The organism is Hymenobacter elongatus (genome assembly GCF_004745955.1).
Classification (GTDB): domain Bacteria; phylum Bacteroidota; class Bacteroidia; order Cytophagales; family Hymenobacteraceae; genus Hymenobacter; species Hymenobacter elongatus.
In genome coordinates, this window is record NZ_SRLD01000013.1 from 98,583 (window position 1) to 114,191 (window position 15,609).

General features: G+C 55.4%; 10 protein-coding genes. 5 read left to right on the forward strand and 5 right to left on the reverse strand.

Features of this window, described 5'->3' with window-relative positions; all coding sequences use genetic code 11:
- Positions 1–78: 78 nt before the first annotated feature.
- The 5 genes from E5J99_RS08580 to E5J99_RS08600 form a co-directional block, all read right to left on the reverse strand.
- Positions 79–318: a CcmD family protein gene (locus tag E5J99_RS08580; protein WP_210114420.1), complete on the reverse strand. Its 240-nt coding sequence runs from the start codon at positions 316–318 to the stop codon at positions 79–81.
- Positions 299–967, reverse strand: coding sequence for a cytochrome c biogenesis protein (locus E5J99_RS08585; protein WP_135497306.1), 669 nt, complete (start codon positions 965–967; stop codon positions 299–301). The genes E5J99_RS08580 and E5J99_RS08585 overlap by 20 nt, the downstream gene beginning before the upstream one ends.
- Positions 968–1,118: 151 nt before the next feature.
- On the reverse strand, positions 1,119–1,787 hold the full coding sequence (locus tag E5J99_RS08590; RefSeq protein WP_262712986.1) for a heme exporter protein CcmB: 669 nt from the start codon (positions 1,785–1,787) through the stop codon (positions 1,119–1,121).
- A 280-nt stretch (positions 1,788–2,067) separates the two neighbouring features.
- Positions 2,068–5,292: a hypothetical protein gene (locus tag E5J99_RS08595; protein WP_245318818.1), complete on the reverse strand. Its 3,225-nt coding sequence runs from the start codon at positions 5,290–5,292 to the stop codon at positions 2,068–2,070.
- 51 nt (positions 5,293–5,343) lie between these two features.
- Positions 5,344–6,420 carry an NAD(P)/FAD-dependent oxidoreductase gene (locus E5J99_RS08600; RefSeq protein WP_135497307.1) on the reverse strand — a complete coding sequence of 359 codons (1,077 nt, stop codon included), beginning with the start codon at positions 6,418–6,420 and terminating at the stop codon, positions 5,344–5,346.
- 190 nt (positions 6,421–6,610) lie between these two features.
- Here E5J99_RS08600 and E5J99_RS08605 point away from each other — a divergent pair, with 190 nt between their 5' ends.
- The 5 genes from E5J99_RS08605 to E5J99_RS08625 all read left to right on the forward strand — a co-directional run bounded on the left by E5J99_RS08605 (position 6,611) and on the right by E5J99_RS08625 (position 14,603).
- Positions 6,611–7,246, forward strand: a complete 636-nt coding sequence (locus E5J99_RS08605) for an MBL fold metallo-hydrolase (RefSeq protein WP_135497308.1) — start codon at positions 6,611–6,613, stop codon at positions 7,244–7,246.
- 21 nt (positions 7,247–7,267) lie between these two features.
- On the forward strand, positions 7,268–7,957 hold the full coding sequence (locus E5J99_RS08610; protein WP_135497309.1) for a CDP-alcohol phosphatidyltransferase family protein: 690 nt from the start codon (positions 7,268–7,270) through the stop codon (positions 7,955–7,957).
- Between the two features lie 135 nt (positions 7,958–8,092).
- The gene (gene porU, locus E5J99_RS08615) at positions 8,093–12,070 is read left to right on the forward strand and encodes a type IX secretion system sortase PorU (protein ID WP_449549458.1); all 3,978 of its coding nucleotides are present in this window, start codon (positions 8,093–8,095) and stop codon (positions 12,068–12,070) included.
- Between the two features lie 43 nt (positions 12,071–12,113).
- Entirely contained in the window at positions 12,114–13,316 is a 1,203-nt protein-coding gene (porV, locus tag E5J99_RS08620; RefSeq protein ID WP_245318819.1) for a type IX secretion system outer membrane channel protein PorV, read from the forward strand.
- A 9-nt stretch (positions 13,317–13,325) separates the two neighbouring features.
- On the forward strand, positions 13,326–14,603 hold the full coding sequence (locus E5J99_RS08625) for a M16 family metallopeptidase (RefSeq protein WP_135497311.1): 1,278 nt from the start codon (positions 13,326–13,328) through the stop codon (positions 14,601–14,603).
- The last annotated feature ends 1,006 nt before the right edge of the window (positions 14,604–15,609 follow it).

Below are 15,609 nucleotides of genomic sequence, written 5' to 3' on the forward strand. Positions count from 1 at the left end.
CACCGTTCACCTTCGACCAAGCGGGAGGCTGCTGGTAGTTTTGGATCTTGCCGGCTGGGAACCAGTCATCAACTACGACTACTGGTCTTTCAATTCCTGCTCGAGGCGGCTCACTTTGCGGTCGAGGGAAATGAGGAAGGCCAGCAAGCCCGCCAGCACCACCGTAATGACGGCCACTACCACGTAGATTTTACCATTCTGGCGCAAGACGTCGGCCATTTCGGGAGCTTCTGACTGGGCGGCGGCGTGCAGCACGGGCAGCAGCAGAGCCGCCAGCAAGAGCAGCACCGCGCGGGTGTTACGCAAACTGTTTTTCATATACTTTTTGTTTGAGCAAAGCAATGCGGCTGGCCACCTGAGCCAGCCAGAAGGCCAACAGCGTCCAGCCGATAACAGCCGGGTAGAATACCAGCCGCATGTTGTCGTCAAGGTCGTACTTGGCAAAAGCCGGGTTGCCACCCGCGCCGGGGTGGAGCGAATCGGTGAGGCGGGGCAAAATATAGAACAGTGGCATGGCCGTGGCGAAGGCAAAAATGTTGTAGATGGCCGACACGCGGGCCCGCTGCTGCTCATCCGTGAACGAGGAGCGCAGTACCAGATATGCGCCATAAATCAGCATGGCAATGGCCGCTCCGTTAAGCTTGGGGTCGTTGGTCCACCAGGTGCCCCAGGTGTACTTGGCCCAGATGCTTCCCGTAGCAAGCCCTACGCAGCCCATCAGAATACCGATGCGGGCCGCCTCATGCGCCTGAATATCCAGGGCGGGCGTGGGCTGCCGCAGGTAGCGCACGGAGTACGCCACCGAAGCAATCAGAATGAAGGTCATACCGAACCACATCGGCACGTGGAAGTACAGGTTGCGGATCGTTTCGTTGAGAATAGCCAGCTGAGGCACGGGCACCAGCAAGCCGGCCACTGCCGTGTAGAGCAGCAACCCAACGGTCAGGGCTTTCCACCAGTTTTTCATTTGCGGCAAGGGAGAAGACGAGCAGAGCTGTAAACCGTGCTCAGTGGGTGTATGGCGGCGTTGCTGAAGAAACAAGCTGACCGCTGTTTTGTGCCAAACATGGCTCTATTTCCAGCCGAAGAGGTAGAGCCGGCCCGCTTGGCGCTGTTTGTTAGCTGCGCCATAAAAAGGGAAACAACAGGTACGACACGGCACTCACAATCAGGTTGAGGGCCACCAGCGTCAACAAAGCACTACGGCTGGCTTCGAACTCCAGTCCGTCCAGCGCGTTTTTCGATACTTTGATGAGTAGCAGCAGCATAGGTATCATGAGCGGGAACCCCAGCACGGCCATCAGCGTGCTGCTGTTGGTCGCCTTGGCAGCAATGCCCGATACCAGCGTCAGAGTGGAGGCAAAACCTACGGCCCCCAGCAGTACGTTCGCCAGAAACAGCGGCATATCCTGCACCGGATTGCCGAGCACGACGGCATACAGACCAAACCCTGCCAAGGCTAACCCTAACAGCAACAAAGCGTTGTAGGCAATCTTGGCCAGAATAACCGCCTGGGGCTGCACTAAAGTATAGTAGTAGAGCAAGCGGCCCCGGCTTTCCTGCAGAAAGCCTTTGGCCACGGCATTCACAGCCGTGAAGAGTAGAATAATCCAGAACAGCGCATTCCAAGCAGGCACCGGCAATTCGCCACCGCGGAGCGCGAAGCTCAGGTAGCAGACGAAGATGGTGCTACCTACGTAGAGCAGCATGCCACTTAGCGCCGCCCGCTGCCGCCATTCGAGGCGGAAGTCCTTCTGAATCAAATACCAAATCTCGCGGAGGAGCAACACGGCACAAGGCTGGTGAACAAGGCCGCAAAGATACAACCCAACCTCCGGATAGGCCTCACCTACGTTCAATATTCGCGAGCCGGCCGCCTGCTGAGAAATACCAGGCCACGCAAAAAAGCCTTCTGTTGCGTGCAGAAGGCTTTTTCTGTTCTAAAGCAAGTAGTACCAATGTACCGCCGATTCAGCAGTGGTAGTAGCACTTTCTCGGGGCAGCCCGTCAGGATATAGCCTGAGCCTTATCGAGGGAATACAAATCCAAGGTGCGACAAGTATTCTGTTAGAAGTCGTAGCCCAGGGTAAAGTAGAACTTAGGGCCTTTCTGCACATAGTCTTCCTGGCCCCAGGCAATATCGGCCTTACCGTAGAAGCCCAGCAGCGTGGTGCGCGTCCCGAAACCGTAGCCGACCAGCAGCGGGTTGCGGAAGTTGACGACCGTTGCCTTGAAACCGTTGCCCGAGCCTCCTTTGATCTGCGTGTTGAAGGAGTTGTTCTCATTGAACGGGTTGGAGCCGGAGTAAGCCGAGCCCGCGTCGCCGAAGGCCGTTAGCTGCAGGTTCCGGAAGAAGCCGGAATAGATAGGCTTGCGCGACAGGTACTGAATGATGGGCACGCGCAGCTCCGAGTTGAAGAGTACGTAGCGGGGGCCGTTGCGTTTGCTGTAGTCGAAGCCCCGCAGGTTGGTCACGAACTGCTGGTAAAAGAGCTGCGTGGGGTCGCTCAGAGTGGGCGTGAGCGGCGTGAGCCGGCCGTCCTCGTAGCGGGCGTTCAGCCAGTTGTCCATGCCACCCAGGCGGAAGGTCTGGGCCGCAGACCCGAAGAAGGAGCCAAAACTGGCCCGGTTGGCCCAGATAATCTGGCGGTGGATTTTCTGGTAGTGCCGCAGGTCAACGTAGATTTTACCGAAATCCTGGTTACCATCATCTATACCATTGAGCTTCAGCACCCCTATTTTCATGCGGGTGCCTTCCATCATATTTACGCCCGTCGAAATGGCATTGTCGAATACCAGCTCGCCGCTGAACCCGATGTAGCTGCGGTTAGCGTCATCGTCCGTTTTGAACTCGGTAACAATCGTGCGGTTGACATTCACGAAGCGCGGGCCGCCACGCACACTAATGTTATGCGTGAGTGGATAGGCAATGGTTGGTGATACTTCGTGGCGGCCAAAGCGCAGCCGCTGGTTCTGTATCTCGCTGTCGAAGAAATACGCCTGTTTCTGGTAGCCGATGCTCCAGTCGTAGCGCTTGCGCAGGTTGGTATACTCGGCGTAGATGTTGCTGGTGCGCAAATCGGTGAGGGCGAAAATGCCGGCCCGGATGCGGTGGTCCTCGAACAGATCCGACATATTGGCCTGCCCGATCAGGCCCATGCCCAGCAGCGGATCAGCATACAGGGACGAAACCACGTTGTCGATGCTGAAGCGCCGGTCGTACTTATACGGGCCGACCACGGCAAAGGCATCAGTCGGCGGAGCCGTTGGCAGTGCCACTACATCGGTACGCTTGCGGCGGGGCGCGTTGGCCCGGCTCGGCACGTCTTCTTCGAACTGATAGTCACTGGTGTTGATCTGCCCGTCGCTTTTGCGGGGAGCCGTGGTGGGGGCAGCACCGTTCTGGGTATCGGTTGCTACCGCTTTGGCAGGTTGCACGGCGGCTTTTTGCGGCGCACGGGAGCGGTCTTCCAGGGTTTCCTGCCGGGCAGTCTTATACAACGTCAGATTTTCGGGCAGCACATAGCTGGGATACAGATACACGAAGTCGCGCGACTTATCGGCGGCCACGAAGCCCAGCGCACCAGTCGTTGGGTTGTAGTCGAAGCTCTCCAGGTTGGCCGCAAAGCTGCTGACGGGTACGTGCTGCCTGGTTTTGAGCGAATACCGATAGATGCTGCGGATGCCACTTTCCTCGCCCAAAAACAGAATCTCGTCGTCGGATAGTGCCCGGGGCCGGCCTTCGTTGGAAATAGTGCTCACCAGCGTTTCCACCGGCTGCGGCCGCCCGTCGAGGTGATACAAAAACAGGTCGTAGTTGTTGACCACGCTACCAAACGAGCCCTTGGCCGTGCCAGCCGAATCGAGCCAGCGGTTAGAACTGAAAACGATGCCGCCGCCACCGGGCAGAAAGACGGGCTGCACGTCGTCGAACACGTCGCTGGTCAGCTTTTCGGGGGTGCGGCTCCCGGCCCGCAGCAGGTACAGGTCGTTTTGTCCGTTGCGCACCCCACTAAATACCAACGACTTGCCTTCGGGCGAATAGCTGAGGTCCAGAACCTGGGAGAAGGAAGTGAAAATGGTGGAGCCACCACCCGAAAACGGCAGCGCTTCCTTCAAGCGAGCCAGGATGCCGGAGGCACCGCCATCGGCGGGCCGCAACCGCAGACTCATGCTGCCTTTGGCCATTTCGGCCACGGCTACTTGCCCGTTGCCGCGCCATGCCAGCGCGGGCAGCCGCGTTTCGACCTGCTGATCCGGAGTTTTGTAGCCGCTACGGTGAATCACACGGCGACTCGAGCCATCCCGGTTGGCAACTAGCACCCGGTAGCGGCCCCGCTCGTTCGAGACGTATGCCAGCTGCTGGCCGTTGGGGCTCAACACTGGCTGCGAGTACAGAATACCTTTGCGGTTGCTGCGGGCCATCTGCCGGCTTTCTTCGGGCACCACAAATGGCGTTTGAGGCTGCACGTTCAGCTGCCGGTAGTACGCCACCCAATCCTTCAGAAACACTTTGTAAGGCACATTGAGGGAGCTGCTGATGCCGACTTCCACGTCGCGCGTGATGCGCGTCAGGTTCAGGATATTCTGGATGGTGGTGTAGCCGTAGCGCTCCGCAATGTAGTTCCAGATGCTTTGGCCAGCCAGCTCGGGGTTGCGCACGAAAAACTGCGCCGGCCGGTTCGACTCCACTTTCTGCGTCATGTCGCGCATGTAGTCGTCCATGTCCACGCTCCAGCCTTCCGAGGCGTAGGCTGAGGCTCCCGACACGAACCAGTCGGGCAGTTGCAGCAGGTAGCTACTCTGAATAACTTCCTTCAGGCTGCCGCCATACATCATATCGTTGAGCAGCACCCGCGTAATCTGGTAGCTCAGGTCGCGCTTAAACGTGGTTTGCTGCCCCTGAAACGCCAGCTGCACCTTGCTCATGCGCAGCAGCTCAGTTTCGCCGCCGGTCTGGTACTTGTCGGTATCGAGGCCCACATTGCTCTGCCGCAGGTCGCCCACGGAGTTATAGAGCATGATTGTGGTTTTGGAATACGGGTAGTAGCCAATGAGCGAGGTCACACGCTGCAATTCCTTTTCGGCGTACTCCGCGGCGCGGCGAGCGGTAGTTTCGCCCCCGGCATAAAAGTAAATGCTGAAGTTTTGCGTGCTCAGCTGCTGCCATTCGAAGTCCTTGTACTGAATGCGGACCCGTCCAAAAGGCTCCTGCGCCGTCTGGGCCTGGGCTGTTCCGGCCGGCAGCAGCAAGGCTACCGACAATGCCATGAGTAAGGATAAGTGCTTCATAGAGAAGGCGAAAAGCAGAGAAAGCAGAGAAAGCAGAAGAAGAGACTCGCCTTACGATTGGCGAGCCATATATAACGCAGAATACCGCTGAATATTGACTTCGGGCCACAGTTCCGCAGTGCCAGCCAGCACATCGGCAAAATGGGCGGCCAGCCGTGGAGCAATCATTACTCCTTTGGAGCCGAAGCCATTGAATATACTCATAACCGGCCACGCCGGATGCGTGCCCACCAACGGTTTCCGGTCTTGCACCGCCGGACGAATGCCCATGCGCTGATCCACTACCGAAAACGGCTGGTCCGTCATCGTTCCCAGCTTGTGGCTGAGGTCGTGGCGAGCCTGCTGCGTAATGTGCTCCGCAAAGGGCAGTTGCCGATAGGTAGCGCCCACGCGAAAACGCCCCTCGCCCAACGGCACTACGTAGGCCCCTTTGTTGAGCACTTGCGCCGCCGATAAGCCCGGGCATTCTATATCAAGCACCTCTCCTTGGTTGGGCCGAAGTGGCAGCCAGGTAAAGTACGGGTTTTGGGTGGCCGCGCTGCCCTCGCAGAAGATAATATGCGGCGCACGCACCGCTCCCGCGTAGCAAACTCCGGTTGGCTCGACAACAAGCTGGTGCGGGTCAAAAGTTTCGCGCCGCAGCCAGCCATTTTGCAGCCCTTCGGCCGCCAGCGCGGCCAGCAGCTCGCGTAGCGCCACGTAGCCGCCGTGCCGGATAGTGGCACCACCAAATTCCTGCCGCACGCCCGGCAAAGCCGCCGGCTGCGGCTCAATTTTCTCCACGAAATCCTGCCACGGCGAGTCAGCGCTACGGGCCAGCACGGTATTCTGCTCAGCCACCGACGAAAACAGCTTTAGGATAGGGGCTTCCACAAAGAATTGCTGCCCGAAATGCGCCTCTAGCGCCTGGTAGAAAGCCTTTGCCGCCGGCATCAGCTCGGTGGCCCGCCACGTTAGGGCGAAGCGCTGGCCCGCCACCGGATTCATAAGTCCCGCCGCCACATTCGAAGCTGAATCGGGTTGGTAAGTATCGAGCACCAGAATGCTTTTGCCCCGCCGCCGCAGCTCATGAGCCAAGGTAGCACCAGCCACCCCGTGACCAATAATCAGATAATCGTAAGCCGTCATGGCAAGCAAGGTAAGATGAAAACAACAGTGGCCGCCGCCAGCCGAAGCGTGGGCAACCAGCGTAGTGGAAGGCGTATGCGGGCAGTGCGGCGTATTTCAGGGCCGGGCCAGGGCGTGCATGTTCACGGGAAGACTCGTACCTTACCTGCCCAATCCGCTTGGCTACCGCCGGCCTTATTCAGTAAGCTGCATGACCGTTTCTGGTTTTACTTTCAACGCTTTTTCCGAAAATACTTACCTGCTCCACGACTCCACTGGCCAGTGCGTAGTCGTGGACCCCGGCTGCTACGATGCCGCTGAGCAGCAGGCGCTCCGGTCGTTTATCGACGCCGAGGGCCTGCAGGTAGTATTGTTACTCAACACCCATTGCCACATCGACCACGTGTTCGGCAATAAGTTTGTTCTCGACACCTATCGGGTGCCGTTTCTGATTCACGAAGCCGATTTGGGCACCCTGCGGGCCGTTCCCACCTATGCTCCCGCCTACGGCTTCGCGCAGTACCAGCCGGCCGAGCCCACGGGTTTTCTCGCGCCGGGCACGCCCGTTACGTTTGGCGACACCGAGTTGGAAGTTCGGTTCGCACCCGGCCACGCACCTGGCCACGTCGTTTTCTACCATGCCCCCACCCAGGTAGTCATCGGGGGCGACGTGCTGTTTCAGGGCAGTATTGGCCGCACCGATTTGCCCGGCGGCGACCATAGAACCCTGCTGGAAAGCATCCGCACGCAGCTGCTCACGCTGCCCGATGAAGTTACCGTGTATTCTGGCCACGGCCCGGCTACTACCATTGGGGCGGAGCGCCGGTCCAATCCATTTCTGCGCTAAGCTCGTTTGTCTTTTCTCTGCATGAAGAATCACCTTCCCAACGCGGTTACCTGCCTCAATCTGTTTGCGGGTTGCTTAGCCTTGTGCAACATCTTTACCAGCCACCTCGAAACGGCGGCGTACTTGGTGGGTTTGGCCGCCGCTTTCGATTTTGCTGATGGCCTGCTGGCGCGGGCCCTGCATGCCTCCTCCCCTATTGGCAAAGACCTGGATTCGCTGGCCGACATGGTTTCATTTGGCGTGGTGCCGGGCGCTATTCTGTTTCAGCTGCTGGCCCGGCCCGAGGCAGGTTTGCCCGAGTGGCTGCCCTACGCAGGCTTTATCGTGACGGTGTTTTCGGCACTGCGGCTGGCTAAGTTTAACAACGACACTCGCCAGACTACTTCCTTTATCGGGTTGCCAACCCCGGCTTGTACGCTGGTGGTGGCCTCCCTGCCACTTATTCTGGCGCATGATACCTTTGCCCTCGGCTCCATTCTGCTGAATCCGTGGGTATTGCTGGCTCTTACTATTCTGCTGTCCGGGTTGCTGGTGGCCGAAATTCCTTTGTTCGCTCTAAAATTCAAAAACCTGACCTGGCAGGACAATTCGCTCCGCTTCATCTTTCTGCTGCTGGCCGTTGCGTTGCTGGTCGTGCTGCAGGCCGCCGCTATTCCGCTCGTTGTGCTGTTGTATGTACTGCTTTCCGTGGTTCGTCCCGCTTACAGCTAATATTTTGCTTGGAAACTCACAATATTTGCGCCTTCCGGTAGTTAAGTAGCTACTGCGGTGATGAACCGCTTCTATAGTGAGTGTGTTGCAAGCTCATCACTTCTTCTGCTTTTCTGTTGCCCCAGACCTACGCTTATGCGCTACTCTACTTTACTGGTTGTTTTATGGTGCTTGACTCTTGGTATGGTCGTGCCGGCGAAGGCCCAGACCGAGCAGGTAGTACGAGGCCAATTGGTATGGAAGGGCTACGCGCAGGCTGCTAATCAGGCCGGCCGGCTGCGGCGGGTACCTATTTTCGGGGGCGGCACTTTCCGCCCCGGCGAGCAACACCCGAACTACCAGCTGCGCATTCCCGGCCGCATCGTACAGGGTCAGGTGCGCAATGCTGTGTATGAGGCTTTTTCGCCGGCTGATGCCAAGCTTTTTGATGCTGCTACGCTGCCAGCAACCGCCGATGTGAGCCTGACTACCGGCACCGAGCAGCGGCAGCCCATTACGTTTGCGCTGGTGCAGGCCGTGCGGCGCAGCCCCCAGACGGGCCAGGCCGAAAAGCTAGTTTCGTTTGAGTATGTATATGCCTTGAACGCCCAGCAAAGCCGCCCGACCCGCGTACAAAGCCGGAAGTATGCCAATTCCTCCGTATTGAAGCAGGGAGACTGGTTTAAGGTAGGCGTAGCGACCAGCGGAATCTACAAGCTCGATAAAAAAGCCCTGACGGCACTCGGCATTGACATGCAGGGCCGCGACCCGCGCCGCCTCAAAATCTATGGCAACGCAGTCGGCACCCTCCCGCAAGCCAATAGCGCTTACCGACCCGATGACCTGGTCGAAAACGCCATCTACGTAGCTGGTGAAAACGACAACAGCTTCGACGACAGCGACTATGTGCTGTTTTACGCCCGTGGCCCCCATACCTGGGATTTGGAGAAAGGCCCGGTTCCCCGGTTTCGGCACCACCTGAATGTATACACTGATACCGCCTACTACTTCGTCACGGTAGGTACTGCGCCCGGCCTGCGAGTTGGCCCGGCGCGCACTGTCACCGGGACTCCTACTGCTACCGTCAATCAGTTTACAGAGCGGCAGTTTCACGAACAGGAGTTGATAAACCTGGGGAAGTCTGGGCGGCAATGGCTCGGTGAAGGATTTACTACGAATACTACCTCCCGGGAAGTGGCCTTCACCATCCCCGACTTGGTTCCCGGCTCCACGCTACAGCTCACCTCGCAGTTGATTGGGGCGGTGGCCTACACCAACAGCGCCCTTTTTCAACTTTCCCTGAATGGCACTTCACTTGGCTCCCAACCCTTGCAGGGCATCAGTAGCTCTCCGGGAAACTTTCCGGAAATAGCTAACTCCGACCTACGAACCTTCGCCTACCCGATACCCGGTACGCCAACGGCCGATTTACGCGTCAGACTCACCTTTAGCAGTCCATCTGACCCGGCCGCGCAAGGCTACCTCGACTATCTGGAGGTAAACGCTCCCCGCCGCCTGCGCCTCACAGGCAGTCAGCTGGCGTTCAATTCGCTGCCTACGGTTCCGTTCAGCGAATTCCTGTTGGGTGCTTCGGCAGCGGCTTCGGTTTGGGACGTCACGAATCCGCGTCACCCCCGGCCGCTGGCACTTGGCAGCACGGGCAATTTCGTCTCCCCCACCGACAGCTTGCGCGAATTTGTGGCTTTCACGGGCACCGACTTTCCCGCGCCTCCCCGCTTTTTCGGCAAGGTGGGCAACCAGGACCTGCACGCCCGCCTGAATCTGAATGGCAAACTCGACTTGGTTATCGTTACCTATCCTCCCTTTAAAGCAGAAGCCGACCGGCTGGCCGCTCACCGCCGCTCCCATGATAATCTCAACGTGGAGGTAGTAACGACCACGGAGGTATATAATGAGTTTAGCTCGGGTGGGCAGGATGTGACGGCTATTCGGGACCTGATGAAAATGGTGTACGACCGCAACACCACTGGCAAGCGCAACTATCTGCTGTTGTTCGGCGATGGTTCCTACGATTACAAATCTGACCTCACCAACGACCCCAAAGCAGTACCGACGTGGTGGGCTGATCGGTCGCCCCTGAATGGGGACAAGATTGCGCAAAACTTCGTACCGACATATGAGTCGCGGGAGTCTTTCTCCTTGACCTACGCCCGCCCGCTGTCGTTTCCGCAGGGCAAAGGCGTTACCTTTTGCTCCGACGACTACTTTGGCCTGCTCGACGATGACGAAGGCGAATGGGACGAGAGCAGCAGCAACGAGTTTATCGATATCGGCATTGGTCGGCTGCCTATTCGCACGCCCCGCGACCAGCCCCGCTCCACGGCTCAGGCGGCCTTGGTCGTCAACAAGCTTATTCGCTATGATGCGCCCACTAGCTTCGGTAAGTGGCGGAACCGCATTACGTTCGTAGCCGACGACGGCGACGGATCCATCCACATCAGTACTTCCGCCGACCCTCAGGCCGACAGTATCACTCGGTTTCATCCCGAGTACAACATTCACAAAATCTACCTCGATCTGTACCCGCAAACTATCGCCTCCGGTGGTCAACGCTCACCGGAGTGTAATCGGGCCATTGATGAGTCTATTGAGCAAGGTTCGCTCATCGTGCACTATAGCGGCCATGGCGGCCCCAAAAACTTGGCCGATGAGCAGATCGTAACCAAACAATCCGTGCTGGCGCTCAAGAACCGGAATAAGCTCACCTTCATGGTAACCGGCACGTGTGATTTTGGCACCTTTGATAACCCGGAAGAAGACTCCGGTGGCGAGTTGGCGCTGACTAATGTGGAAGGCGGAGCAGTAGGACTGTTGACGACTACTCGTCTGGCTTTCTCCCACTTGAGCTTCGCGCTGACCAGTAAGTTTTATACGACCGCCTTTAAATCGATTGACGGGCAAATGCCCCGGCTGGGAGAGGCCATTATGGTTGCCAAGAACGCCAGCAACAGCGGCAGCAACAACCGCAACTTTGTCATGCTGGGCGACCCAACCAGCCGCTTAGCCTACGCCCAGCAGGAGGTAGCACTCGATTCTATCAACGGGAGGCTTACCAGCACAACTGCCAGCGATACGCTCAGAGCACTGTCCACCGTTAAGCTGTCTGGCGTAGTCAAGTCTGGGCAGGCCATCAACACCACTTTCACGGGTCAGGCACACGTCACGGTTTACGAAAAGCCGGCTGTTATCTACACGCTGAAGAATCAGTTTGATGATGTCGTCCTGCCAATCATTGTGCAGGAGAATATCATTTACGATGGTCAGGCCACGGTTCGCAATGGCCGGTTCAAAGTGAACTTCGTCGTTCCCAAGGATATCAACTATAGTGTTGGTATGGGCAAGATCCAACTCTACGCCAAAGATTCCGTTCATGTCATCGATGCCAACGGCTACCGCGAAACTGCCGTTGGTGGTGCCGATCCGAATGCCCAGCTGGACACGATTCCACCCCGGATGCGCTTGTTCATGGATAAGGAGTCATTTGTCTTCGGTGGCGTCACTGGCACAAACACTACGCTGATTGCCCTGCTGTCCGATTTGAGCGGCATAAACACCGCCGGTGCTGGCATTGGCCACGAAATCACGGCTACTCTCGATAACGACCCCTCCAAGCTCACGGTGCTCAATGACTTTTACACTGCCAACGTGGACAGTTTCCAGTCGGGCAAAGTGAAATACTTATTCAAAGACCTCACTACCGGTCCACACGTACTTCGCCTCAAAGCCTGGGATACGTTCAACAATTCTGCGCAGCAGGAAGTAGAATTCATTGCAGCCAGTACCGAAAAGCTAGCCTTGGCACATGTCCTGAACTACCCAAACCCCTTCTCCACCAAAACCACCTTCCAATTTGACCATAATCGCACTACCGAAGATCTGGACGTGCAAGTGCAGATCTTTACTGTATCAGGGCGGTTGGTCCGTACGCTGCGCACTACCGTCGTCAGCAGTGGCCCCCACGTGGGTCGCGACCTAGATGCCCTTACCTGGAATGGTCGCGACGAATACGAGGACCAGCTCGCCCGGGGCGTGTACGTCTACCGGGTGAGTGTCCGCTCCCAGCACGACGGAGCTACGGCTTCCAAGTTCGAGAAACTGGTTATTCTTAATTAAGTCTCGAATATATTCCGCCATTTTCGTTTACTTTCCGCTCTTCTTGTTCTCTTTTATGACATTGTTGAAGCTGCCTTTGCGATTAGCGTTACTGCCCGGCCTGCTGGGCTTCTCTATCGCGGCTCAGGCTCAGAGTTCACCGAACACGATTACGACTGCCGTACCCATTCTGACGCTGAGCCCTGATGCGCGCTCGGCGGCACTCGGCGAAGCGGGCGTAGCCATCTCCCCTGATGCCAACGCGTCCTACCATAATGCGGGCAAGCTGGGCTTCGTAACGAGCAAATACGGTGTTTCTCCCTCCTACTCGCCGTGGCTCCGTAACGTGACCGACGACATGGGCTTGGCCTATCTGTCCGGCTTTGCCAAACTCAATCAGCGCTCGGCCATCTCGGCTTCGCTGATGTATTTTGATCTGGGCACAATTTCCTTCCGCGACAAAGACAACCGCTCTTTAGGCGACTTCAACCCGAAGGAGTATGCGGTCAGCGTTTCGTACGGACAAAAGCTAAGCGAAAATTTCGGCGTCGGTATTACGGCTCGCTACATTCGATCCAACCTCACGGGCGAATCGGCCAGCGGCCGGCCCGGCAATGCAGCTGCCGTCGATTTGGGTGCCTACTACACCAAAGACCTCTCCATTGGCCCCGGCGACTACAATCTGGCGCTTGGTGCTACGGTCTCCAATGTTGGTAATAAAATGACGTATACCAACGCGCTACAGGCCGACTTCCTGCCCACCACGCTGAAGCTCGGAACCGCTATTACCCGTGAACTGGATGCGTACAATAAGATTACGCTGACCGTTGACGCTAGTAAACTCTTAGTACCTACTCCCTTCTACATGGAAGGTGATACAGTAGGGTTTGGCAAAAGCATTAAGGCGAAAAATGCGGAAATACGGGCTAAATCACCGATCAGTGGCATTGTCGGCTCTTTCAGCGACGCGCCCGGTGGTTTTAGCGAGGAATTGAAGGAAATTAACATTTCGGCTGGCCTCGAGTACTGGTACAATGATTTACTGGCGGCCCGAGTTGGCTACTTCTATGAGAACCCTGTTAAAGGCGACCGGCAATACCTCAGTTTTGGCATAGGCGTACGCTACCAAGTGTTCGGAGTAGACGGCACCTATTTGGTGCCTAATCAACGTGCTAATCCATTGGCTCAAACTATTCGCGTATCCTTGCATTTCAACTTCAACAAGTCTGAAGAGGCTTTCGGCAGCGACTCCAGCCCCGTCAACTAACTCGTTTCTATGCTCGACCGTCAAGTCGCTCCTCCCATTCAGCCGCTGGCCAGCGTTACGCTTCCAGCGGCTGACGTGTTTTCGCTCCCCAACGGTGCCCGTCTCCATAGCATCCGCAATAATGCTCAGCCCGTTATCCGGCTTCAATTAGTATTCCCAGCTGGTAAATGGGCAGAGCCAACATCTGGCGTATCGTTGCTGACTGCCCGTATGCTTCTGGAAGGTACTATCACACGCACCGCCCGACAGATTGCTGACGAAACCGCATTTTATGGGGCCTCGCTGGAGTGCGAGCAAGGCTACGATCAGGCTACTCTCACGCTATATTGCCTGGCCCGCCACCTTGAAAAGCTTTTACCGCTGGTATTGGATGTAGTCTGTGAGCCTTCTTTCCCTGAAACAGAACTGGCCCAACTCAAAGCACGGACCACCCAGAACATTCAAATCGAACGGCAGAAAACTAGCTATTTAGCATCGGAGTGCTTTGCTTACACTCTCTATGGGGCAGAGTACGCCTATGGGCGCATGTTTGATGAAGTAGAATTCAATAAAGTAAGTCGTGACGCTTTACAAGACTTCCATCAGTCAGCTTATAGTATAGCCGCCGCTGAGGTTTTTCTTTGTGGCGATGTTACTACGGAACAGTTGCGGCTTGTTAGTCAAGCTATTAGCCAAATAGCTGTATCTCAATCCAGTATTCATGTTCTGTCGCCGTCTGCGCAGCCAATAGCCTCCTCGTCCAAGAAATATACTCAGGTTACTGATGCCATGCAGTCTTCCTTGCGTATTGGCCGTTTATGGCCTTCGCTGAACCACCCCGATGCACACAAGCTTCAAGTATTAACTAAAGTACTCGGCGGCTATTTCGGCTCTCGTTTGATGAAGAATATTCGGGAAGACAAAGGGTTTACTTATGGAATTTACGCTAGCATAAGCTCCAGGGAGCACGCCAATAGCTTTCTAATTGGTACTGATGTTAATGCAACATCTACGCAAGCCACAGTTTATGAAATATACAAGGAACTCTCATTATTGCAGGATGAGCTAATTCCAGATACTGAACTACAGACTGTCAAAAATTATATGACTGGCAAATTCGCTAATGAACTAAGCACCGTTTTTGAGCAGTGTGACAAATATAAAAGCCTAGTCTTTTTCCAACTTCCAAATTCCTATTACTCAGATTTTTTAGCGCAAGTAAACCAAGTTACTTCTCAAGATCTACAGAAATTAGCACAGAAATATTTGTCACCTGATAAAATGACAGAAATTATCGCTGGGCCTTAGAGGATTAGCAGCCCACCAAATCACATTGAGCATTTGCTGGCGGCAAACATTAGTATGGGTGTTATATGCAGCAGCACGATTATCGCTGCTGCTGCATATATCTATTGTGCCAGTCACTATATTCGCGAGAATAGCAGTAACAATATGCAGGCCACGCAAGAGTGCACAGCCTAATAATACAGGGGCTTAGGAAGTGACGAGAGCATCAAAAAGTGTGGGGCAATCCTACTTTCTGACTGGCCAAGTAGAAACGGAGCGAATAGTTTTTTAACCCAAAAAGGTACTGCCCCACACTTTTTGATGCTCTCCTGTGCTACTGCTCGTACCCGCCCCGGTCGGGAGGAACTGGTAAAGAGCCCGGTCGTAATCCAGTTGGAACCACCTGTGAAGGTACGATACACCGCCCCGTTCGAACCGCACACCCAACCCACATTGGCATTGTAGAAGTTGATCGACGCAAAGGCTTGTCCATGTGGGGAGTTTTGACTAGACCATTGCGCCTGGGCGTAATCTGTTTTACAAAGGAGTAAAACGGAAGCAAAAAAACAGTTTTTTCACTTATTGAAGCAAAAAGATTTTGAAATCAATTGTGACTAATTACCGACTTCTTTATTATTCTAAATTTTCCTCTTTTCTTTTTTAGCAAGAAAATTGTGCTTTGATAAAACATTGTTCTTTTATTTTCTCGAACCTCGCATATCATGAACCCGTCGAAAGGACAAGAGTAAGACATTATATACTTTATATCTTTATTATTAGAATACAAACTATCTTCATGCATGGAATTGATATTGAGTCTCTCTTCTAATGAAACAATATAATTTTGTGTATATTTAATATTTAATTGATATAGATCCAATTGAAAAAAGGACATTGGAAGGGTGCAACCCAAATTGTCGCTACGCCGCCCTGGCCGTGTTGAAGGGTTCAATGTGTTGGCGTACCAGCTGCCATCGGTTACTCATCGCGCAGACGCGCAAGGTCAAGACCCGCTGTGCGCCGTTGG